The sequence below is a fragment of the Actinomycetes bacterium genome (assembly GCA_036000965.1).
Taxonomy (GTDB): Bacteria; Actinomycetota; CALGFH01; order CALGFH01; family CALGFH01; genus DASYUT01.
Map to the genome: position 1 here is coordinate 1 of DASYUT010000018.1, position 21,758 is coordinate 21,758.

Annotated in this window: 17 protein-coding genes and 3 pseudogenes; 6 read left to right on the plus strand and 14 right to left on the minus strand. The window is 71.5% G+C overall.

Annotation, left to right across the window (positions count from 1 at the left end; translation table 11 throughout):
• Nucleotides 1–552: 552 nt before the first annotated feature.
• Nucleotides 553–921, minus strand: coding sequence for a hypothetical protein (locus VG276_00820; protein ID HEV8647958.1), 369 nt, complete (start codon nucleotides 919–921; stop codon nucleotides 553–555).
• A complete protein-coding gene (locus VG276_00825; protein HEV8647959.1) occupies nucleotides 908–1,087 on the minus strand; it encodes a hypothetical protein in 180 nt (59 codons plus the stop codon). Before VG276_00825 ends, VG276_00820 begins: the two co-directional genes overlap by 14 nt.
• A 283-nt stretch (nucleotides 1,088–1,370) precedes the next feature.
• Here VG276_00825 and VG276_00830 point away from each other — a divergent pair.
• Nucleotides 1,371–1,613: pseudogene (locus VG276_00830) on the plus strand (DUF3418 domain-containing protein).
• 2 nt (nucleotides 1,614–1,615) lie between these two features.
• On the opposite strand, the gene VG276_00835 reads toward VG276_00830, so the two are convergent.
• The 12 genes and pseudogenes from VG276_00835 to VG276_00890 form a co-directional block, all read right to left on the minus strand.
• Nucleotides 1,616–4,039, minus strand: a complete 2,424-nt coding sequence (locus VG276_00835) for a ThiF family adenylyltransferase (protein HEV8647960.1) — start codon at nucleotides 4,037–4,039, stop codon at nucleotides 1,616–1,618.
• A 29-nt stretch (nucleotides 4,040–4,068) separates the two neighbouring features.
• Entirely contained in the window at nucleotides 4,069–4,551 is a 483-nt protein-coding gene (locus VG276_00840) for a hypothetical protein (protein HEV8647961.1), read from the minus strand.
• A 289-nt stretch (nucleotides 4,552–4,840) separates the two neighbouring features.
• The gene (locus VG276_00845; protein HEV8647962.1) at nucleotides 4,841–5,362 is read right to left on the minus strand and encodes a tyrosine-type recombinase/integrase; all 522 of its coding nucleotides are present in this window, start codon (nucleotides 5,360–5,362) and stop codon (nucleotides 4,841–4,843) included.
• A gap of 497 nt (nucleotides 5,363–5,859) precedes the next feature.
• On the minus strand, nucleotides 5,860–6,249 hold the full coding sequence (locus tag VG276_00850) for a VOC family protein (GenBank protein ID HEV8647963.1): 390 nt from the start codon (nucleotides 6,247–6,249) through the stop codon (nucleotides 5,860–5,862).
• A 742-nt stretch (nucleotides 6,250–6,991) separates the two neighbouring features.
• On the minus strand, nucleotides 6,992–7,858 hold the full coding sequence (locus tag VG276_00855; GenBank protein HEV8647964.1) for an aldo/keto reductase: 867 nt from the start codon (nucleotides 7,856–7,858) through the stop codon (nucleotides 6,992–6,994).
• Nucleotides 7,859–7,914: 56 nt separating this feature from the next.
• Nucleotides 7,915–8,466, minus strand: a complete 552-nt coding sequence (locus VG276_00860; GenBank protein ID HEV8647965.1) for a hypothetical protein — start codon at nucleotides 8,464–8,466, stop codon at nucleotides 7,915–7,917.
• A 73-nt stretch (nucleotides 8,467–8,539) separates the two neighbouring features.
• Nucleotides 8,540–9,763: a serine/threonine-protein kinase gene (locus VG276_00865; protein ID HEV8647966.1), complete on the minus strand. Its 1,224-nt coding sequence runs from the start codon at nucleotides 9,761–9,763 to the stop codon at nucleotides 8,540–8,542.
• Nucleotides 9,764–10,176: 413 nt separating this feature from the next.
• Nucleotides 10,177–11,601 carry a glucose-6-phosphate dehydrogenase gene (zwf, locus tag VG276_00870; protein ID HEV8647967.1) on the minus strand — a complete coding sequence of 475 codons (1,425 nt, stop codon included), beginning with the start codon at nucleotides 11,599–11,601 and terminating at the stop codon, nucleotides 10,177–10,179.
• 57 nt (nucleotides 11,602–11,658) lie between these two features.
• On the minus strand, nucleotides 11,659–12,015 hold the full coding sequence (locus VG276_00875) for a hypothetical protein (GenBank protein HEV8647968.1): 357 nt from the start codon (nucleotides 12,013–12,015) through the stop codon (nucleotides 11,659–11,661).
• A gap of 11 nt (nucleotides 12,016–12,026) precedes the next feature.
• Nucleotides 12,027–12,482: pseudogene (locus tag VG276_00880) on the minus strand (ATP-binding cassette domain-containing protein).
• 21 nt (nucleotides 12,483–12,503) lie between these two features.
• Nucleotides 12,504–13,415, minus strand: a complete 912-nt coding sequence (locus tag VG276_00885; protein ID HEV8647969.1) for a ferritin-like domain-containing protein — start codon at nucleotides 13,413–13,415, stop codon at nucleotides 12,504–12,506.
• Nucleotides 13,416–13,976: 561 nt separating this feature from the next.
• Entirely contained in the window at nucleotides 13,977–14,927 is a 951-nt protein-coding gene (locus VG276_00890) for a sigma-70 family RNA polymerase sigma factor (protein HEV8647970.1), read from the minus strand.
• Nucleotides 14,928–15,409: 482 nt separating this feature from the next.
• Between VG276_00890 and VG276_00895 the strand changes: the two genes are divergently transcribed.
• The 5 genes and pseudogenes from VG276_00895 to VG276_00915 form a co-directional block, all read left to right on the plus strand.
• The gene (locus tag VG276_00895) at nucleotides 15,410–17,080 is read left to right on the plus strand and encodes a GAF domain-containing protein (GenBank protein ID HEV8647971.1); all 1,671 of its coding nucleotides are present in this window, start codon (nucleotides 15,410–15,412) and stop codon (nucleotides 17,078–17,080) included.
• A 402-nt stretch (nucleotides 17,081–17,482) separates the two neighbouring features.
• Nucleotides 17,483–17,873 (plus strand): annotated as a pseudogene (locus VG276_00900) (hypothetical protein).
• Nucleotides 17,874–18,222: 349 nt separating this feature from the next.
• Nucleotides 18,223–19,212 carry an MFS transporter gene (locus tag VG276_00905; GenBank protein ID HEV8647972.1) on the plus strand — a complete coding sequence of 330 codons (990 nt, stop codon included), beginning with the start codon at nucleotides 18,223–18,225 and terminating at the stop codon, nucleotides 19,210–19,212.
• Nucleotides 19,213–20,706: 1,494 nt separating this feature from the next.
• A complete protein-coding gene (locus tag VG276_00910; protein ID HEV8647973.1) occupies nucleotides 20,707–20,898 on the plus strand; it encodes a divalent metal cation transporter in 192 nt (63 codons plus the stop codon).
• The coding region (locus tag VG276_00915) for a trehalase-like domain-containing protein (protein ID HEV8647974.1) at nucleotides 20,895–21,758 on the plus strand (864 nt) is incomplete at its 3' end. The genes VG276_00910 and VG276_00915, both read left to right, overlap by 4 nt.

The following is a 21,758-nucleotide window of genomic DNA, read 5'->3' on the forward strand; positions in this document are numbered from 1 at the left end:
CTAGGGCGGTCAGCTGCCCGGGGGTCAACCGGGGGGCCAGCGGGTCGGCGTCGAAGCGGGGCGGTCGCGGGCGGCGGAGCCGGAGTTTCATGGGCATGCCTTTCTTCACAGGCATGGGCAGGCGTTAGGGCTTGCCGCCGAATAACCTGGCCAGGTCGAGTGCGCTCACCTCGGCATGCTGGCGCGGGAACGACCAAGTTGTTGGCCGGCGAGCCCTTAGCGTTGCTCTGCCAGGGGCTGAAAGAACAACCGGCGAGCGGAGGTATCCTGCGGTGCGGGCGGCGGTCCGCGGGCCTGCATGCCCCCTCCCCTGCGACGCCAACGCAAGATCGTGCAGATGCCGATCAGGCGACGGGCCGCAACTGCGGAGGATGTTATGCTCGGGTTCGACAGCTATCTAGCTTGCTGCCTCGCCACTGTGCCGGCCGAGGATGGCCCCGCAGGCGGCCGCTCGCAAGGCTGGCTTTGAGGTCGTAGAGGAAGTACTCATAGCCGGCTCACGACCACCATCCGGTTGCTTGGGCAGCATTTGCCAGCATGGCTAGTGGCCGCTCAGCCGGCTTCGCGCTCACGGCCGCCGCGCTCACGCTCATCAGTCCGGGGTGAGCCTGCCCCCGTCGGCTCGGTGGACCTACCTAGTGCGCGGCTGGTCGGCGTGGGCGCGCTCATGCCGGTCGAGGCACGCTGCTCGCGATGGGCGCGCTGCCGGGTCTGGAGCCGCTCGACGGCCTGGCGGGCGGCACATTGGTGGCGGCGCTGCTCCAGATCCGCGCGGCGGGCCTCCCGCTCCCGGTCGGCGGCGCGGTCGGCCTGCTGGCGGGCAAGCGTGCGCGCGTCCTCGGCCAGGGCGTAGTGGTCGCGGGCCTGGGCCAGCTCCCGGCGCCGCAGCAGCCTCCCGGCGCCCTGCTCAAGGCCGGTCACGCGCGCGCGGGCGGCCTCGGCGCGCCTGGTGGCCCTCGGCCAACACATGCTCCGCCTGCCGGCGGCGGTCGGCGGTGTGGGCGGCCAGCCGTGCCCGGTCAGGTGGCGCGGTGGCCAGCAGCGCGGCGGCCCGGTCCCGCTCGGCGCGCAGCTCGTGCTTGCGCATCTGGCGCAAGTGCAGCGGGCTGGCCTCGCCGACGTCGACTGCGAGCGCTTGCCGCCGTCGCGGCGCGCCACCGTGGCCAGCCGCTGTTCGATGCTGGGCGGCTGACGTGGCCGGCGAGGTCGAGGGAGCGCATGGCCGAGCTGACCAACCCGGCCTTTCTGCTCTGCCGTCGCTGATCTTCAAATGCAGCTCGACGACCTCGTCTTCCCGGGCTGGGTAACGGCGACCGGCGCCGCCGGCTGCCCGTCGTGCGGCGCTACATGGGGGCCATGGTCAGCGCCTTGCCAGGCTGCCGAGCGACCTGGCCGACGACTCCGAGCGCATGGAGAGCGTCACCCACGTCACCAGGGCCTGGCACCGAGCCCTCGACCGGCCACCGGGGCTTCGCTTCCAGGCCGCCACCCTGGCCGAGATCCGCTGGATGCTGGAGGAGCTGCGCATCAGCTACTTCGCCCGGACCCTCGGCATCCCGTACCCGGTGTCGGAGAAGCGGGTGCTGCGGGCCATCGAAGAGCGCATGTCGTGACGCTAGCCATCGCGCCGTGCGAGACGGACGTACAGCTCCGGCGGCTCGCCGCGGTCCAGCCACGCGGCCCAGCGGGAGGGCGGGCCGCCGAGGATCAGCAGCAGCTCCTGAGAGAGGACGGGCCCGACCGGTGTCAGGAGCACGGTCATCGCCTCGTGGTCGGTGGTGCTCTCGGTCGCGATGCCACCGGGATGGGTATGCCACTCGCCCACGAGCCGGGCCAGCCCACCGCTGACGGCGTCGTAACTGGCGAGCAGCTCCGGGACACCGGCCACGCCCAGGCGGAATCGCTGGCTCGACCGCTCGCTGTCCGGCGGCGGGTTGGATGCGGAGCTGACCCAGACGACGCGGCAGGCGTTGTCGACCTGGCCGAAGAGCCGGCCGCCGGTCTCGACTAGGAGCCCGTGTCGTCGTGCGGCGTCGCCGCATTCGGCCTGCATGGTGGCGAGGGCCGGTGGCGCGATGCGGATCTCGTACCCGGTCGTAGGATCCTGCATCACCAGGTCATCCTCCCAGGTCAGCGGCGGCGTCGCCGCAACCATGGTGCTGAGCCGGACCACGTACGCCCACATCGACTTGGTCGTCGGCTCGGCCTCGTCCCCGGCGAGCGTGCCCAGGATCCCGTTGAACAGCTGCGAAGCCAGCGCGGCCACCTGCGAAGCCGAGCCGACGAAGGTGGGTTCCGAGCAGCCAGGCTCAGGGTGGAATAGGTCCGTTCTCGGAGGCTGGGGGAACAGGTCGTCGACGACGTCGGCTAGGCGGCCGCCCGGGTCGGCTCGGGCGGTGAGTCCGAGGCGACGGAGGACGTCGACGCCGGCCCCGGTCGCTCCGGGAAGAGAGAGCGTGGCCACGCCGCGCTCGGCCTTGTGGCCGATGGCGACCGAGGCCACGGGCGGCCACCTGCGGCGGTCGGGCCAGCGGTCGCGCTCGAGCTTCGTGGCCACTGTGACGTTGGCGGTGGCGTCGACGACCAGGTCGACGTCGGGGACGCCGGCACCGTCGCGGAGCACGGTGTCAACAGCGTCGGCGAGCTTGGCGGTGATCATGACATCGGGGCGGATCCGCCGGAGCCGTTCCGCGAGGACCTCGGCCTTGGCCAGGCCAACCTCGGCATCGAGGTACGGCTGGCGCACGAGGATGCCCGGGTGGACGACCCCATCGTCCACCAGCGTCAACTCGCCCACCCCGCCGCGGACGCACTGCTCGGCGATCGGGGCGCCGAGCGCGCCGCACCCGAGGACCATGACCTTGCGATCGCGCAGCCAGCAGGCCGGGCTCTCGACGTCGCGCCGGACGACCAGCTCCGGTCGCTTGTCGAACACGGCCGCCCAGGCGATGCCACCTCGCTCGAGCCAGTCGTTCGCGTCGGCGGCGACGGCGCGTGCGATCGCCTCCAGCTCGGGCACCTGCGAGCCGCCGAACGGCAGGTAGGACAACGCCTCGGCGTCCAGCTCGTGGAGCCGCAACGCGTTCAGATGCGTGATGCGCTGGCCGTCGCCGGCCCGGCCACGCGGCGGGGACCCGACGAGCACGTACAACGGGAGCCCGACGTCGCCGGGCACGGCGGTGTTGAGCAACGCCGTCGTGGCCATCAGGCCGAGCAGTTCTGTTGCCTGGAGTCCCTGGCGCTCCAGGGCGTCGATGAGGTCGCGTGTGGTGTTGGGCAGCTCGAACACGGTCGGTCGGGGGAGCACGAAGGCCAGGCCGAGGAACACCCTGGCGTCGCCCTCGCCAACCCCTGCCAGTTCCCGGAGGCGGCCGGGCAGCGCCCGAGCCTCCTGTTCGTTGACCGGCCAGAGCTCGTCGAGCGCCGCGACGTCCTCCAGCCAGTCGAGCACGTCGGCGCGCCACGGCGCCACCCAGCGCATGAGCGCGAGCGCACGTCGAGGCTCGGGAGCGTCAGCGTCACCAGCGCGCGGCGCGTTCGCGAGCACGACGACGCAGCCGGCTCCGGGTGTGGGATAGGCCACCGGAGGGTGTAGTGGCTGTCCAGGCGCGTCGAGCGCTCCCACGGCGGCACGCTTGTACCACTGCAGGAGGCGCTCGAGCAGGCCGAGCATGCCATCACTGGGCGACCACTCGACCGAAGGGGCCTGGTACAGGCAGATCTCGTTGCCTTGCTGGTCGTCGCTGAGCCGGACGTTCACCCACTGCACGTGCGGCGCACCAGCGAACCGGGTGTGCAGTACCCACACGCGAGGGTGCCTGAACGGGAACTCGGCGGGGATCCGCACGATGGCGTGCTCGCGTGCGTCGAGCCGCAGGCCGCCCGCCTCCTGCACGACCCGGGAACAATCCAGCGACAGCTCGACGTCCAGCTGGCCGAACCTGTCGGGTTGGTGGGCCTCCGTGACGACCTGGATGACACCGCCAGACTCGTCGGCGACCCGGTGCAGCTGGTCGAGCGCATCCTGGTGACTGGGCATGACCCCTTGCGGAACCGGCGGATCGATCATCAACGGCCGAAGGTGACCGGTTGCAGCGACGGCGTTCGTGCCCCGCGGACCCGCCACACGGCCGCGAGGCCGGCGTCCAGGCCGGTGACCGCCTCGCCACCGGCCCGCGCCGGCGGCTCGGCGATCGGGCCAGGCATCGGTCCGGCCGACCTGGCGAGCGCCGCCGCACCGATGTCGGTCCTCGTCGCATCCCACACCGGCGCCGCTAGCACGGCCCTCGCGTCTGGAGCCAGCACTGGCCGGGCGGCGGTCATCGGGTCGCGTCCCGCCAGCGACGGCGCCTCGTGGTCGCCCAACGGTCCTTGGCGGGCCGTCGGATGCTCCTGTGACCGGCCGGGGTCGAGGGCCTCGACGCGCTCGGGGGTCGGTGCCCGGTCATCGCGACGCCGGTGTTCCAGCTCCTGACTGATCGCGTAGGCGTCGGCCGCCTTGGCGGGCATGCCGCGGCGCGCATAGACGTCGCCGAGCTCACGGTAGGTCACGGCTCGCACACCGGCCGGTGCCCGGTCGGCCGCCCAGCGACGCACCCAGGTCGCGCCCTCCCAGAGCGTCCAGGAACCGCCGGCCTCGAAGGACCGTGCGTACCCGGACGCGATGCGGTAGATAGCCTTCGGGAGCCCCGAACGGCGCTTCCTGGTCGACCGGCGGCCATCGCCGGTGTGGCCGGTCCCTCCGCCGGATGAGGGAGGCGGCGGGGTCGGCCCGGGGCCTCCCCCCCACCCGATGGGTCCAGGCTATGAGGATAAAATGCGTCCAAGCGTGAGCCTTTGCTCACCTGCTGGCCTGCATCTCGTCGGCGATTTTGGACGTGACCAGTAACCGTTGCTCGATCGCGGCCACGACGTTGGCCTCCATTTCTGGGGTGGTCCAGCGGTAGCGAAGACCGATCGCGCTGCCGCTCTGCCCCGCCTCTCCCCCACCCGGCCGGCCGCCAGCATGGCCCATCAGCTCGTCGATCACCCGCGGCGGGATGCCGGCGTCCTCCAGCCAGGTCGAGAACGTGTGACGCAGGTCGTGCGGGCCACGCAGTCTCAAGTCGCCGAGCAGGTCACAGCGTGGCGGCTCGGTGGCCGACCAGCGCGCCGTGCCGTCCTCGGGGGCGTGGCGCACGGCCAAGCCGACAACCTCCAAGTCGTAGAGCGCGCCGCGGACGGTCCCCGCCGTGGGGACCACGCCTGCCAGGTGGGCGCGGAGGGACTCGGGGGTCTGGCCGGGGCCGGCGTCCTGGAGGGCTCGCAGGACCCGCCGCGGCGTGTACGCCAAGCCGGCGGTGGGGTCGCCGACGCGGGCCACGGCGGCGTGGTAGGCGCGGTGGAGGTTGTCGCGGTCAGTGCCGTGCGGGCACCGGCGGGCACGCCGTTGCCGCCGCCCAGCCCGGTGAACACGAGCGTGTCGCGCGGGCAGCCGGCGGGGAGCTGGCGGGCGATGGCGTCGGCGACCGGGCCGGCCAGCGGCACCACGCGGATGCTGGCGGTGCGCTTGGGCGCGGGGACCTTCGGGACGGGGTTGGCGTCGATGCGCCGGTCGTCCTCGGCGGCCTGGAGGATGCGGTGCAGCAGCGACCGGCACGCGGCAAGGTTTCCCCGCTTTCCCGGAGGCTCCCTTGCTCCTGGTCCACTGGACCAGGAGCAAGGGAGCCCGCCGATGGCAGCACGGTGGCGTCTCAGCTTCGGTGGAAAAGGAGGACGGGCGTAGGTTTCCGATGAGCTCGCAACTCAGAAGGGAGACCCACGCCCGTGCCTGTGACGGGACCCCCTTCGCCGGTCCACCCGCTATGAGAGCTTTGCTAATTAAGAGGGGGACGCGACCTTCCAGAGGTAGCCGTCCGGGTCGCTGAAGTACCCGAAGTACCCACCCCACTGAGAGGCTGCTGCTTTCTTCACGACGCCGCCACCGGCCGCCACGGCGTTGCCCATGACCTCGTCCACAGCGTCGCTCGACGGGACGATGAAGTGGAACGAGACACCCCGGAATCCGGATCCCTCGGAGGAGACGCCGGCATCTTGGGCCGCTGCCTCCCGTTGGTAGAGGGCCAGCGACGACGATCCGTCACCCAGGTTGAACGAGACGAAATTGGGATGGTCCTGGTCGATCGTGCAGCCCAAGCCTTCCCCGTAGAACCTCTTGGAGCGGGCCAGGTCCTCGACACCGATCATGATGGCGGTCACCTGCAAAGGCACGGTTGTCTCCTTTCTCGGTTGCGTTGAACACTCCAACCTGTATGACGAAACGAAGCGGCAAAGTGTAACCAGCCCACGAGATTTCGACCTTCGTGCTCCTGTTTGGAAGTTCGTGCGTGGTCAGCGGCACGAAGGTCTCCGACATCGCCTGACGCCAGAAGACCTCCCGCTCCTTGCGGGCCAGACCGTCGGTATACAGGATCGTGGTCACCACACACGCCTCCTGCGCCCCACTGCGCCCAGCATCCTCGGGCGTCCTGCAGGCGTCAAGCGCGTTCGGACTGTCGTGCGCGCTGGTCCAAGGATTGTTCGCCCCTACACGGGCCGCGGAGTACCGCCGGGCTCCGGGCCATCGTTCTGGAGCCCGTGCCGGGCGAGCGAGTCCGGAGCTGAAGGCCCAGATGGACGAGATGGCGGCGCTGAGCATCGGGGAGCCGGAGTTCTTCGACCTCAAGCAACCCTGGCTGTACTCCCCACGCTGAGATGGACTCGCCCGGCCTGGGGAGCTGGCCTCCTCGTTGGGCTTGGGCGGCGGGTCAGGAGAACGCATCACTACACCCATTACGGTTGGCGGCGACCTGGGAGAACGGCGATCGGCATAGCGCTTCCCCGCCGTTTGCTGACACGGAAGAGGCCACAGGTTCAAACCCTGTCGCGCCCACCACGATTCTCCCAGGTCACAGCGGTGACGGATCACGTCTTGGAATCGCGTGCCCGCAAGCTGCCAGACCCCGGGCACGGCCTAACCGCCATGGCGGGAAAGCTCGTCCACCTCGCCGTCGGTGAGCGGCACGAGCGGCGCGGCCAGGTTCTCAAGTAGGTGCTCGACTGACGAGGTGCCCGGGATCGGCAGCATCGCCGGGGAGCGCCGCAGCAGCCAGGCGAGCGCGACCTGCCCAGTGCTCGCCCGGTGGCGCTCGGCGATCCGGTCAAGCAGCCCGCCCGACGCGGCCAGGTCGCCGGCAGCGATCGGCGCCCAGGGCAGGAACGCAAGCCCGTGCCGCTCGCAGTGGTCGACCATCGACTCGCTGCGCCGGTCGGTGAGGTTATAACGGTTCTGGACGCTCACGATCGGGAGCGCCTTCTGCGCCCGCTCAAGTTGCGTGACGCCGACGTTCGACAGGCCCACGTGGCGGATCTTGCCCTCGGCACGCAGGTCGGCGAGCGCGCCCAGCGACTCCTGCAGCGGCACGTTGGGGTCGACGCGGTGGAGCTGGTACAGGTCGATACGCTCCAGGCGCAGGCGGCGCAGGCTCCCCTCGCATGCCCGCCGCAGGTGCTCGGGCCGGCCATTCGGCACCCACCGGCCCGGACCGGGACGGGTCAGCCCGCCCTTCGTCGCGATCACGAGCCCCTCCGGGTACGGGAAGAGGGTCTCGCCGATCAGCTGCTCGCTGACATCCGGCCCGTAGGAGTCAGCCGTGTCAATGAAGTTCACCCCGAGCCGCACCGCGCGGACCAGGACCTCCCGGGCACCCTCAAGGTCGGCGGGCTCCCCCCAGATGCCACGGCCGGTGAGCCGCATCGCCCCAAACCCCAGGCGGCGCACGCGCAGGTCGCCCCCGAGCTTCAGAGCGCCGGTAATCTCGTCGTTCAGCGGGTGGTTCAGGGCGAGCACGGGTAGGCCTCCTCGCGGGTCGTCACGCCATGGTGCACCGACCAGGGTCAGCTCGCCGCGAGCAACTCCATGATGTGCTCGACCATGAAGCCGCGCCCGTGGCGGTCGGCGAGCCGGCGGAACGCGTCCAGCAGGGCGTCGGTGACCTCGAGCGGGACCACCCCGAGCACCTCAGAGCGGGTGATCGCAAGCGGTGGCGTGCCGGGCACGAACCAGTGGTGCAGCAGCTCGATGCCGACCTCGTTGACGCTGCGGCGGCCCCTCGTCCATGCCGCCACCTCGTGCGCGAAGAACGCCCGGTTGAGGTCGGCGAGGGCGTCCACGCGGGTCTTCTCGGACCGCTCGGCAAAGTCGTCGTCGTCGAACAGCCGCGACGCCGGGACGCGCCCGGCGTGCTCGAAGAACTCGCCGCTGTCGTAGGCAAGCAGGTCGCCGTCACGGCTGGCGACGGCGGTCGCCCGGCGCAGCGGGCCGCCCGGCTCCTCGTAGAGGAGCCCGGCCAGGAACAACGGGTAGCGCTGGAAGTGAAGCGCGTTGACCAGCTCGGCCAGCCTCGGGTGCTGGGCGAACGGCTCGGTCGGCTCGGGTGGCTGGGTCATGGGAGCGCTCCTGGTCGCCGAGGGCGGATGCGTACAGGGGGCAACGTGGCATCGGGCCTCCTGGATGGGAAGGCTAGTCACGACCAGGCGTGGGCGCTCTGTTGGCGCCTTGGTCCACCGCCGCCGGTGCCTCGGCGGCGGGCGCTGTGGCGGGGGCCGGCGCGGTCGTGGTGGGTGCTGGGGCTGGGGTGGCGGCGGCCTGTTCCCGGGCCAGGAACGCGCCGAGTTCCCCGATGGTGCTCATCAGCGGCGCCGGGAACACCACCGTGGTGTTCTTGTCGACCCCGATCTCCACCAGGCTCTGCAGGTTGCGCAGCGACAGCGCCAGCCCCAGCAGGGCCGCCACGGCGAGCACCACCACGATGGTCGGCAACGCGGCCATGTCATCCTCGCTTGTTCGGTGTGGCTGCCCCGGGAAGCGGCCGTCCCATCCCGGGGTGCCTGCGGTGGGTGAGCAGGCCCAGTCCCGCGAGCACGACCGCGGCGCCCTCGGCGGCGGCCGACAGCAGCTTGCCTGGCACCTGCCAGGTGTTCTCGTACATGTCCGGCAACGGGCCAAGCGCCCCCAGATCCACATATCGGTGACGACGGCGGTGAGGGTGGCAACCGGGCAGCCCTTGCCAAAGGGCGATCTCCCCTCGACCGCGGCATACAGCGTCGCGCCGAGCGAGAAGAGGTCGGACGCCGGCTCGAACTCGCCGCCGTGGACCTGCTCAGGCGACATGTACGCCGGACTCCCGACGAGCTTGCCCGTGGAGGTGCCTGAACCGTCTTCGGCGGTTGAGGCGATGCCGAAGTCGGTGAGGACGACGCGCAGGCCGCCGCACAGCTGCACATTGCTCGGCTTGACATCGCGGTGGACGATGCCCGCTCGATGGGTCGCCTCCAGCGCGTCGAGCAGGCACAGGCCAAGGCTCGTCACCTGGCCGACCGGCAGCGGTCCCTGGTCGCGGAGGGCCGCTTCCAGCGTCCGCCCCGGCAGCGCCTCCATGACGATCCAGGGGTCGCCGGTGTCCTCGGCGACGTCGTAGACCCGCACCGTGCCCGAGTGGTCGACCCGGGCGGCCAGCCGTGCCTCGCGGAGCAGGCGCGCACGAGCCGCCAGGCGCTCCTCGTCAGTCGCCAAGCCGCTGAGGACCAGCTGTTTGATCGCGACGGGACGGTGCAGTGCTTCGTCCACGGCGAGCCAGACCGCTCCCATGCCACCACGGCCCAGCAGCCGTCGCAGCCGGTAGCGGCCCGCCACCACCCGCCCGGCCGGCTCGATCCTGGGATGCTCGGTGATCAGGGCGGGCAACGGAAGTGTCTTCGACGCATCGGTGGAAGACCGCCGCCGATCGGCCAACACCGCCGGGTGCGGTGGGCCCGACTTGGCCGGGGCTGTCGGCCCTATTCGAGATGGTTTCACGCCGTTGAGGATCGCGCCGGGGCGGTCTGCTGTCGTCACGGCCAGCATCCGATGTCGCTCCCGGCCTGCTGCAAACCCGGCCTACCCGCTAGCTGCAATGGGCGGGCGTGGCGGCGTGCTGGGCTGAGGGAGCCGACAGCGACCGCGCCTGCAGCCGCGGCCACCTACGATGGCGTGGCAGGCTGGCCCAGGCGCCGGGCATCCACCTCGACCCGCTCCAGCCCGGGCAACGTCGGGCTACCTGGTCGCCAGCGCCGTGCTCGTGGTCGCCTTCGGCCGCATCGTCCAGGGTCGGCGACGCACTACCGCGGCCGACGCCCTCGACGAGCCGGGTTGGACCAGCCGCCGTCGCCGACGAGCTGGTCGGCCTCTTCCGGGCCCCAGGTGCCCGGTTCGTACTCGTACAGCGGGGCGGCGTCACCCAGGATCGGTTCCACCACCTGCCACTCGGCCTCGACGGTGTCCTCGCGGGCGAACAGCTCGTCGTCGCCCTCCAGGGCGTCGCCGAGCAGCCGCTCGTAGGCCGGCCGGTCCTCCCCCGGCTGGTCGGTGGCGACCAGCTCGACGTCCTCCCCGACCAGCTGCTCCCCGGCGACCTTGACCCGCAGGCCGAGGGCAATCCGCATGTCGGGGCTGAGCCGCAGGCGCAGGTGGTTGGAGCGGCTTCCGACCAGCTCCCCGAAGACCTCCAGCGGCGGCCGCCGGAACTCCACCACCACCTCGGTGGCGGTGCGCGGCAGGCGCTTGCCGGCGCGGATGGAGAACGGCACCCCCGCCCAGCGCCAGGTTTCGATCTCGAGCTTGACCGCGACGTAGGTCTCCACGTTCGAGTCCGGCGCGACACCGTCCTCGTCCCGGTAGCCGCGGAACTGGCCGCGGACCACGCTGGCCGGGTCCAGCGGCCGGACAGCCCGCAGCAGGCGTGTGCGCTCGTCGCGGACGGCGTCGCCGCCATGCCCGCCCGGCGGGTCCATGGCGAGCAGGGCGAGGATCTGCAGCAGGTGGTTCTGGAGCACGTCGCGGATCGCGCCTGCCTCCTCGTAGAAGGCGCCGCGGCCCTGCACGCCGAAGTCCTCGGCCATGGTGATCTGCACCGCGCGCACGTGGCGGGCGTTCCACAGCGGCTCCAGCAGCGCGTTGGCGAAGCGCAGGTAGAGGAGGTTCTGCACCGGCTCCTTGCCGAGGAAGTGGTCCATCCGGAACACGTGGGACTCCGGCAGATGCCTACGGAGCACGCGGTTCAGCTCCCTCGCCGAAGCCAGGTCGCGTCCGAACGGCTTCTCCACCACCAGGCGGGCGCCCCGGGCGCTGCCTGAGGCGGCCAGTCCCTTGGTGACGGTCGCGAACATGCTGGGCGGGATGGCCAGGTAGTGCAGCGGTCGTTTGGCGTCGCCGAGCGCCTGCCGCAGCCTGGTGAAGGTGGCCGGGTCGCGGTAGTCGCCGTCGATGTAGCGCAGCAGCGACGACAGCTTGGCGAAGGCGTCGGGGTTGACACCGCCGTGCTGCTCCAGGCTGTCACGGGCGCGTGCCCGCAGCCGCTCCAGGTCCCAGCCCGACTTGGCGACGCCAATGATGGGGATGTCGAGCCGGTGCCGCTCGACCAGGCCCTGCAGCGCCGGGAAGACCTCCTTGTAGGCCAGATCGCCGGTGGCCCCCAAGAACACCAGCGCATCGGATCGCTCCTGGTCGGCGATCCTCGTCGGCGGCGTGCCCGGCGGCGTCGTCATCACCTGCCTTATGTTTGTGCGCCCGGAGTCAGGCCGTAGCCCTGAGTGGACCGATCGCTAACGGTACAGCCAGCCGTGCGCGTACTCCCAGACGTCAAGCTCTCGGTCGAGCTGCGGGAAGGGGTGCTGGCAGAGGGCGAGCCAGGCGTCGCGGTCATCGCGGGACAACCCCCACTCGCCGCACGGGCACGTGACCCGCCATGAGGACCTGTCCGAGCGAGCGGGATTGGAGGAGCCGGGAGGCGCGCCCGCCTCGGCGCGGTCGGTGCGCCGCAGCGGCGCCTCCATCCGGCGGTGCTTCTCGCTGTTGCGGCGCTCGAGGTCGGGCTCGACCGGGGCGTCGGGCAGGGCCGAGCGGGCGAGGTCGCTGTTCTGCCACCAGGCGATCAGCGCGGCGACGTAGTCGTTGAGCATCGGGACCCCCTCTGGCGCTGGCCGCCCGACAGCGAGGCGACCTGGGTGCGGACGCTGGGGATCCGCACCGCCAGCCGCTTGAGGACCTTAGCGGCCTGCTGCTCCATGTCGGTCTCGTCCAGCAGCCGGACGCCGCCGATCTCCTCGTGACCGAGAAAGAGGTTGGCGACCACGTCGAGGTTGTCGCACAGGGCGAGGTCCTGGTAGATGGTCGCGATCCCCAGTGCGCTGGCCGCCTGGGGGCTGTCGACTCGCACGATCCGGTCCTCGAACCGGTAAGTCCCCGAGTCGGCGGCGACGATGCCGGAGATGATCTTCACCAGGGTCGACTTGCCGGCGCCGTTGTCGCCGACCAGCGCGGTGACCCGGTGCCCCTCGGCAGAGAAGTCCACCTCGGTGAGCGCCTGGACCGCGCCGAAGCGCTTGCTGACCTCGTGGAGCTCCAGCAGGGGCGCATCGTCGGGCATGTTGCCTCCTTCAGCGGGGCGCTACTGGGACAGACCGAGCTGATGGCAAGCCGAGGCCGCCGGGCCGGAGCAGATGTCGGCCGCCTTGAGGAAGCCGTCCGAGATCATCCGGCTGATGGTCTGCCTGGCGTTGGCCTTGGTGACCGCGACCGGGGTCAGGATGATCGAGGCCACGTCCTTCTGGCCGTTGTTGGTCTTCTGCTTGGCCAGACTGTCGGCCGCCGATCGGTTGCCGTTGACCAGGTCCACGGCCAGCTCGGCGGCCTGCCCGGCCTCCGGCTTGATCGCCTTGTAGGCCGTCATGTACTGCTGGCCGGTGAGGATGCGATGCACCGCCGCCAGCTCAGCGTCCTGGCCGGTGACCGGCCGGCTGGAGGGGTCGATGCCCTGGCCATTCATGGCCGCAATGGCACCCCCGGCGGTGCCGTCGTTGGCCGCGTAGACACCCTGGAAGCCATTCGTGCCGAGCGCGGTGATCGCCTGCTCCATCTCGGTCTGGGCCTGGTCGCCCGCGGTCGCGGCGATGGCGTCTCGGACCTTCTCGATCACGATCTCGTGGGCCTCCAGCAGACGAGACAGCATGGCCGGGACCTCCTCGACCCCGTCCGGAGGCCTCGGGACGGCGGTCACCTCAGCCACGTGTCGAGGGTCAGCGATCGCCACGCCGCCGAGCGTCTGGACCCGCTCGCCCAGCAGGTCGATCAGCTTGAGCTGCTCCTCGGCGTGCTTGTCCAGCAACAGGTGTAGCTGGTAGAAGGTCGGCCCGCGGACCAGCCAGTGATGCTTCTTGTACAGGTTGTACAGGATGATCGAGTCGGCCAGGATCTGGTTCAGGAGCTGGCAGCTCTGGGCCCTGGCGTCGTGGGCGAGGGCGATGGGAAGCAGCCGCAGCTCCCCGAATCGCTGGATCTCCTTCCCTCGCTGGTGCAGCAGGGGCTGGCTTCCGGTGCGCCTCTGCGCCTCTGCGCCTCTGCGGTCCCCCCGAACGGATCATGCTTCGTGTCGACCATCTCATCTCCTTCGTCCCGGTTGTCTGGGCGGCCGTTGGTGGTTGGAAGGGGGACGGCGGCCGGGGAAGTCGCCGTCCCCCCGGGAGCGGTTTCCCGTACAGGCTGGGGCGGGGGTGCATGCCGCCTCCAGGTCCGCTCGGTCCGAGTCCTCACGCGCACGCTCGCTTATCCTCTGCAGCACCGCCCGGTGGTTCGGCGGCCTTGGCTCTGCTACCCGAGGATCGCGCCTGGGCTCTCGCGTGTCGTCGCGGCCAGCGCCCATCTGCCCTCCCGGCCGCCTGGAATCCTGCGGTGCCTGCTAGCTGCAATCGGCCATCGTGGCCAGCGCCTCCTCGGCTTCCGGCTCGTTGCACGGCAGTTCCGGCAGAGATTTGGCAGCTGCCGCTCCGAGGGCACAGCGCGTCTGCGGCAGCACTCCCAGCCAGCGCAGGTGGTCGTAACGGGCGCAGCATCGTCGCTCCCGGCCGGCGGGAATACTGCGGTGCTAGCTGGCAGCGGCGTCGGCGAGGTCTTCGAGGCGGGCGCGGATCTCGGGGCTGCGCAGGGCGGCCAGGGCGTCGCGTTCGACCTGGCGGGCCCGCTCCCGCGAGAACCCCATCACCGCCCCGACCTCCTCAAGGGTCCTGGGGGTGCCCGAGTCCAGCCCGAACCGCAACACCAGCACCTGCCGCTCCCGCTCCGGCAACCCGGCCAACACCTGCTCCAACGCCTCCCGACCGACCGCCTCCACCGCCAGCTCATCGGGCCCGACCGCCTGCTCGTCCTCCAGGAAGTCCTGCAGGGCGGCGCCGTCGTCGCCGATCGGGGTGTCCAGCGAGGTGATCGCCTGGGCGGTGTCCTTCAACCGGCCCACCTTGTCGGCCGGCATGTCCAACTCGGCCGCCAACTCCGCATCGGACGGCTCCCGGCCCAGGGTCTCGTGCAGCCGGGTCTGGGTGCGCCGCAACCGGCCCACCTGCTCATCCACATGCACCGGCAGCCGGATCGCCCGCGCCCCCCGGTCGGCCGCCCCCCGGGCGATCGCCTGGCGGATCCACCAGGTCGCGTAGGTGGAGAACTTGAACCCCTTGCGCCAGTCGAACTTCTCCACCGCCCGCAGCAGCCCCAGGTTGCCCTCCTGGACCAGGTCCCCCAACGGCAGGCCGGTGGCCGAGAACCGCCGGGCGATCGACACCACCAGCCGCAGGTTGGACTCGATCATCTTGCGCCGGGCCCACTCGCCCCGCCCGGCGACCTGCTCCAGCCCGGGCCGGGCCGGGTCGGCCGGGTCGAGCTCGGCGAGCTTGAGCTGGGCGTCCAGGCCAGCCTCGTAGGCCTGGGACAGCTCGATCTCGTCCTGCTTGGTCAGCAGCGGATGCCGCCCGACCTCATCCAGATACAACCGGAACAGGTCCAGCTCCGCCGCCGTCGTGCGCTTGCGTTCCACGCCCAGCATGCTCGTCATCCTCACGGGCTCGGGTGTGCGGATGGGCCTCGGCGAGCAGGTCGCCCGCCGCACCCGTCCGCACGCCTGTCTGCTTCAGGTGATCCCCCTGGTGGTCGTAGGAGCCCCTGACCCGCCGGTGCATGGCGGCCCACGGGATGCCGTGGTCGGTGACCAGATGCTCGGTGGCCGACCCGGGCGGGTACAAGAAGACCGACTCCGGCCCGATGCAGGGCCAGCGCACCAACCCCGGCCGGGTGGGCGGCATCCGCGCCTGCCGGTTCCGGCGCCGCGCCGCGGTCCTGTTGGCTGGTGGTCCTCATGCCGCTGAGGATCGCGTCTCGGCGGTGTGGTGTCGTCACCGCCAGCGCCCGTCTGCGCTCCCGGCTGGCTGGCATCCTGCGGTACCGGCCAGCTGCAGTCCGACGCGGGGACGGTCGCGGCTTCCAGCTAGCCGGGATGGGCGGGGCCCGTCGTGCTGGGATGCTGCCGCCATGACCCTGCGCTGCCTCATCGTCGACGACAGCACGCGCTTCCTGCAGCGGCTGGTCGCCGGCAACCCGGTGCAACAGCGTCGGGCAGGGCGGATCACCCAGGCGGCAACGTCCTACCTGCGGGACTACTCGGTGCCGCTGGTGGCTGCCGCGCGGCGCGACCCGGCATCGGCGCGGACCGTGGCGGCCACCCAGGAGGGCAAGCGGCGGGTCGACGCGATCCGGGTCGAGTTCGACCAGTTGATGGCCACCGAGCGTGGCCTGTCGGCGACACGACAGGAGCGCTCCGATGCGGCCGCTCGCCGGGCGATCGTCGCGGCGGCGGGCGGCCTTGGGGGATCGGTCCTGCTCATCCTGCTGTTCTCGGGCTACCTGACACGGGCGATCGTGCGGCCCGTCCGCGGGGCGGCCGCGATGGCTGGCCGGCTCGCCGGCGGCGACCCGGGCGCGCGCCTGCCCGAGCGCGGCGTCGGCGAGATCGGGGTGCTCGAGCGGAGCTTCAACACCATGGCGGGCTCGCTGCAGGACAGCCGCGACGAGCTGGGTCGGCTCGCCGACGAGCAGGCCGCGCTGCGGCGGGTCGCCACGCTGGTGACGCGTGGGGTGCCGCCGGCCGAGGTGTTCGCCGCGGTCGCCGAGGAGGCGGGCCGGCTGCTTGGCACCGACACGGCGCACGTGCTCCGCTACGAGCACGACGGCACCGTGACCGTGGTCGCCGGCTGGAGTCGGGAAGGCGACCCCCTGCTCGTCGGGACGCGCTACACGATCGAGGACCACAGCCTGTCGGCACTGGTGTTGCGGACCGGCCGGCCCGCCCGGACCGACAGCTACCCCGATGCTCCTGGCCCTGTCGGCGCCAGTGTCTGGCAGCTCGGCATCCGCTCGTCGGTCGGCTGCCCGATCATGGTGCAGGGGCGGCTGTGGGGCACGACGGCCGTCAGCTCCAAGCGGCCCGAGCCGCTGCCCGCCGGCACCGAGGCCCACATCGCCGACTTCACCGAGCTGGCCGCCACCGCGATCGCCAACTCCCAGGCCCGGGCCGAGCTGGCCGCCTCCAGGGCGCGGATCGTCAGGGCGGCCGACGACACCAGGCGGCGGATCGAGCGCGACCTGCACGACGGCATCCAGCAGCGGCTGGTCTCGCTCGGGCTGGACCTGCGCGCCGCCCAGGCGGGCGTGCCCGCCGAGTCCCCCGAGCTTGGGTCCCAGCTGGCCCGGGTCGCCGACGGGCTGGGGGGCGCGCAGGAGGAGCTGCAGGAGCTCTCACGCGGGATCCACCCGGCGATCCTGTCGCAGGGCGGACTCGGCCCCGCGCTCAAGGCGCTCGCCCGCCGCTCCGCCGTTCCCGTGGAACTCGACGTGCACCTGCAGGGACGCCTGCCGGCGCCGGTCGAGGTCGCCGCCTACTATGTTGTCGCCGAGGCGCTGGCCAACGCCGCCAAGCACGCCCACGCCTCGGTCGCCCACGTCCAGGTCCAGGGGGGTGACGGCCGTCTGCACCTGTCGGTCCGTGACGACGGCGTCGGCGGCGCCGACCCGGCCCGCGGCTCCGGGCTGGTCGGGCTCAGCGACCGCGTCCAGGCGCTGGGCGGAACGATCACGGTCCACAGCCCGGTCGGCGAGGGCACCACGCTGCAGGTCGACCTCCCAGTCGAGGTCGACAGCGACTGACCGCTGGCGCGCCCGGCCCCACGGCGATGAGGCGAGCAGCGCTCGTTGCGACTTCCCGTAAGGGAAGAACCGTTCCCGCTCGCCCCGTCCCACCCCGCGCGAAGCTCCGGGTCGGAGACGTCCCAGTCCCGGCGGATCCTCTGGCTCCGTGCTGGCCAGCGATCCTTGGGCAGTAGCGCCCCCTGGAGTACGAGGATCATCGGGTCGCCTGCCTTTAGCTCGACCAGCTTGCTGCGCCTTCGGGTGATCGGTCAGCTGGTAGTCGGGGAACGTTGTGCCGATCGTGATGCCTGGTGGCATCGGGATGTCCCTGGGTCCCCCGAACGGGACCGGCCAGCGGGTGGGCCGGTCCCGTGGGGGAACCGGGGTCAGTGCTGGATCGCCTGCTGGTGCGCCCGGTTGCTGGCCGAGGTGACCCCGGCGACCAGCGTGGCGGTGTTTGGTGCCGGCGCCGTCGGGTTGCTGGCCGCCTACAGCGCGCTGCTGCGCGGCGCCGGGGAGGTGTACGTGGTCGACCGCGTGCCCGAGCGGCTGGACAAGCCGGAGGGCGCCGCGGACGGGTCGCTGCGTATCCACTGGGCCACGCTGTTCAACAAAGGGAGTGTCGCTGCAGTTCGGCCGCACCCACGACCGCCGCTACACCACCCGGCTGCGGGACCTGGTCGTCTCCGGCCGCGCCCGTCCCGGCCGCATCATCACCCACCATGGCCGCCTGGAGGATGCGCCGCGCCTCTACGGGCGCTTCGACCGGCGCGCCGACGGAGTGGTCAAGGCGGTGCTGCGGCCAGCCTGACCCGCGGCAGCTACCGAGGATTCCAGCCAGCAGCTGGCCGAAGTGGCCGCTGGCCGTGATGCCCGAGCTCGCGTCCAGCGCCAACCTGCGTCTATGGACGCTATCAAGATCCGGGAAGGACGAGGACCGATGAACGCTGAGAACGGAGCCAGCACGGTAAAGGGCGGTCCGAACCGTAAGTGGTGGACGCTGTTTGCCATGTGCTTCGCCCTGTTCATGATCATGCTGGACAACACGGTCGTGAACGTGGCGCTGCCGTCGATCCAGCGCTCGCTGCAGACGACGCCGGCGAGGCTGCAGTGGACGGTCGACGCCTATGTCCTGTCGTTCGCGGTGCTCATCCTGCTCGGTGGAAAGCTCGGCGACCGCTTCGGACGCAAACGCATGTTCCTCGCCGGCCCTGATCGAGACGGGGACGCACGCATGGGGCTCCGCGTACACCCTCGGCTTCCTCGCCGCTGCCGCCCTCCTGCTCGGCCTGTTCATCGCCTGGGAGCGGTGGACCGCCGACCCGATGATCCCGCTTGGCTTCTTCCGCCGCCCCGCGTTCTCCGTCTCGACCGCTGTCGTCCTGCTCGTCGGCTTCTCGTTGTTCGGGGTCATCTACTTCATCACCCTCTACTTCCAGAACGTGAAGGGTTACTCGCCGCTCCAGGCCGGTGTCCGCTCGCTGCCGATGACCGTGATGATCACGCTGCTCGCGCCCCTGGCGGGGAGGCTGAACGCCAAGATGGGTGCCCGCGCGCAGATGTCGATTGGGATGCTGCTGGTCTCGGGCGGGATGTTCGGACTCTCGCACATCCAGGTCGCCTCCTCATACAACGCGATCTGGCCGTTCTACATCCTGGTCGGCGCGGGGATGGCGCTGACCACGCCGGCGGTGTCGGCGACCGGCATGGCGGCGGTGGACCGCGACAGGTCTGGGATCGCCTCGGGCGTGATCAACGCCAACCGCCAGGTTGGCGGTGCGCTGGGGATCGCCGTGCTGGGCTCGGTCGCTGCCATGCTCACCCGCAGCGCGTGGCACGAGGGGCTCGCGCAGCTCCCGGCGGCGACGCGAGCGGCGGCAGAGCCCCTCACAGGACTCGTTCTGGGCGGACAAGGGGGGCCCATCGCCGCGTTCGCCGGTCCGCAGGCACGAGCCGCAGCGCTGGAGTCCTTCGTACACGGCGTGAGTGGTGCGATGCTGGCCAGCGCGGCGCTGACCCTGCTCGCGGCGCTGGTGGCCTTCGTCGGCCTACGGCGACTCGCGCCCACGCCGTCGGTCGAGCCGGCTGCTGAAGCGGATGACGGCCGTCGAATTCGAGGCGCCGAGGAGCTCGAAGCGCCCACGCGCTGAGGTCCGGGCCTGAAGGACGCCAAGAGTCATGAGAGCGGCCGGCACACCCCTGATGGATGGTGACGCCCAGGCCGTGGGCGGCCGCCGACGGGGTTCGGTCACCCATGCCCCGGAAGCCGTTGGCGCTTACCCGACTGATCCCCTTTGTGGAGCCACTGCAGACCGAAGACCAGCAGCAGCGACCCGACCACCAGCCGCAACCCACCGGTGGGCACGGCTGTCAGCGCCTTCCCGAGCGCCAGGACGAGCACTGCCAGGACGGCGAGGCCGGCGCCGGCACCAAGCCACGTCGACCGCCCCCGCGAACGCTGCCGACGCCCACCACGATGATCACCATCTCGATAACCTCGACGCAGGCGGCGAGGAAGGTGGTGACGAAGACCGAGGAGTGGCTCACTGCGACGTTCCTGAGCCGGTCCAGTCTGCAGATACTCGGGGGCCGGTGCTCATGGGTAGCGGCGTTGGCGCTGCAGTTGCTTGGCGCGGGTGACGTCAGGGTCTCGGGGGTTTCGTGGAAGCACCGGTTCCTGCCGCCGGCGCCAGCGAGCGTCTGCCGTCCGGCGCTGCTTGGTGATCCGCATCTGCCGCATCCCGCACCCTCCGAGGGTTGGGTTAGCGTCGAATTCTTGCTGTCGAGGATGGCGCTGGAACGGCCGGGTGTCTTCCCGGCAAGCACCCGTTTGCGCTCCCGACGGGCTGCAATCCCGAGATACCGGCCAGCGGGAAAGCGGGTGACCGATTGGACTGGGTACCTGGCCCTCAGCTGCACAAACAGCATTCAGAGCCACGCCGTCAGCCCTTGGAACCATCGACAATGGCCGGACAAGCGGTTCCCGCAGAGACAGGTGCAGAAGACATAGCTACCGCCTCGAGGTCCGCTCGATTGCGCGGCCGTAAGCCGCACCGCCGAAGCTGGGAAACCGACGAGCTTCATCCCTGTGAGCTTCGCCTTCCAGCGAGCGCATGTGGTCAGGGCCAGCGTCCATGCACGCTCCCGGCCGGCTGGAGTCCTGCAGTACCCGCCAGCTGCTATGAGGGGGCGTGGAGTAACCCGCCGCAGGACCGGGACCCGGCTCAGGCCGGGCCCGGCGCCGCCGTGGCGGCGGTCGCGGGGCGAGGTCGGGGCGGCGGAACCGCTCCACGGCGTGGGGCAGGAAGTCCTCAGAGAAGCCGGGGCCGGGGTTCCCGCAGTTCTGGGCGACCGATTGCAGATGGCAGGTAGGGAAAGACTCCAGCCGGTCGGCAGCGGGGATAGGTGCTGGCCGTGACGACATGCGCCCGTCGGGAAGCGAACCTCGAGGCATGCCGTCGTACGTGCGACGCCGGCCATCGAGCGAAAGGACGTTTACATGCTACGCACGCGCGAGGCACGGCCGGCCCTACAGGTCGGGCGCGACGACCCTGCCATCGAGGCGCGGGCTGGTCTGGCTGGCCGTCGCCCTGCGGACGTTCCGCTGGGAACGCGCCGCATGAAGGGGCCAGCGTGAGGACGAGATGACCGGCCGGCTCGGCCTGGTGACTGGCAAGGGCCTGGCGGCCCTGCTTCGCGAGCGCTTTCCCCGCCTGGTGCTGCTGGGGGCCGTGGTGTTGGTGGCGGTGGCCAACACCTTCAACATCGGCGCTGACATCGGCTCGATGGCGGCCGCGGTGATGGCGGTCCTGTCGGTCCTGGCGGTGCTCCCATGAGCGACCGGGGGACGACCGCCCGGGGCGTCACCGGCGCCAGGTCGCGGTACCCGCCGATCGGCGACTACGCGTTCCTGGGCGACTGCCACACCGGCGCGCTGGTGTCCTCGAGCGGTTCGGTGGACTGGCTGTGTTTGCCGCGGCTGGACGACGGCAGCTACTTCGGCCGCCTGCTGGACCGCGAACGCGGCGGCTGGTGCGCGGTCACCGCGACCGACCCGGCGGCACGCGGCAGCCGCCGCTACCTGGACGGCACCCTGGTGCTGCAGACCGAGACGACCGTGCCGGGCGGCCGGGTGCGGCTCACCGACTGCCTGACCATGCGACCCGGCGGCGCCAGGCGTCCCTACCGCCAGCTGCTCCGGGTCGTCGACGGGCTGCAGGGCACGGTCGACCTGCGGGTCGAGGTGGTCCCCCGGTTCGACTACGGGCAGGTGCGGCCGTGGATCCGCCGCGCCGGGCGGGCCTGGCAGGCGCTGGGCGGCGACGACGGACTCGTCGTCGAGGGGGACGTGCCGCTGGCATCCTCCGGGCTGCACGACCTGGTGGCCGACGTGCGTGTCCACGCCGGCCAGCGGCTGCGGCTGAGCCTGCGCCATGTCCGCCCGGAGGTCCTGGACGGCGCCGGCGCGCGGCCGCCCGTCCCGGCGGAGCTGGACCGGCGGCTGGAGCAGACGGTGGCGTGGTGGCGCGGCTGGTCGGCCCGCGCCGCCCGGCCTGGCCGGGACCAGGCGGCACTGATCCGCTCGGCAACGGTCCTCAAGGCCCTCACCCAGGCGACCACCGGGGCGATCGCCGCCGCGGCCACGACCTCGCTGCCCGAGGCCCCCGGCGGGTCGCGCAACTGGGACTACCGGGCA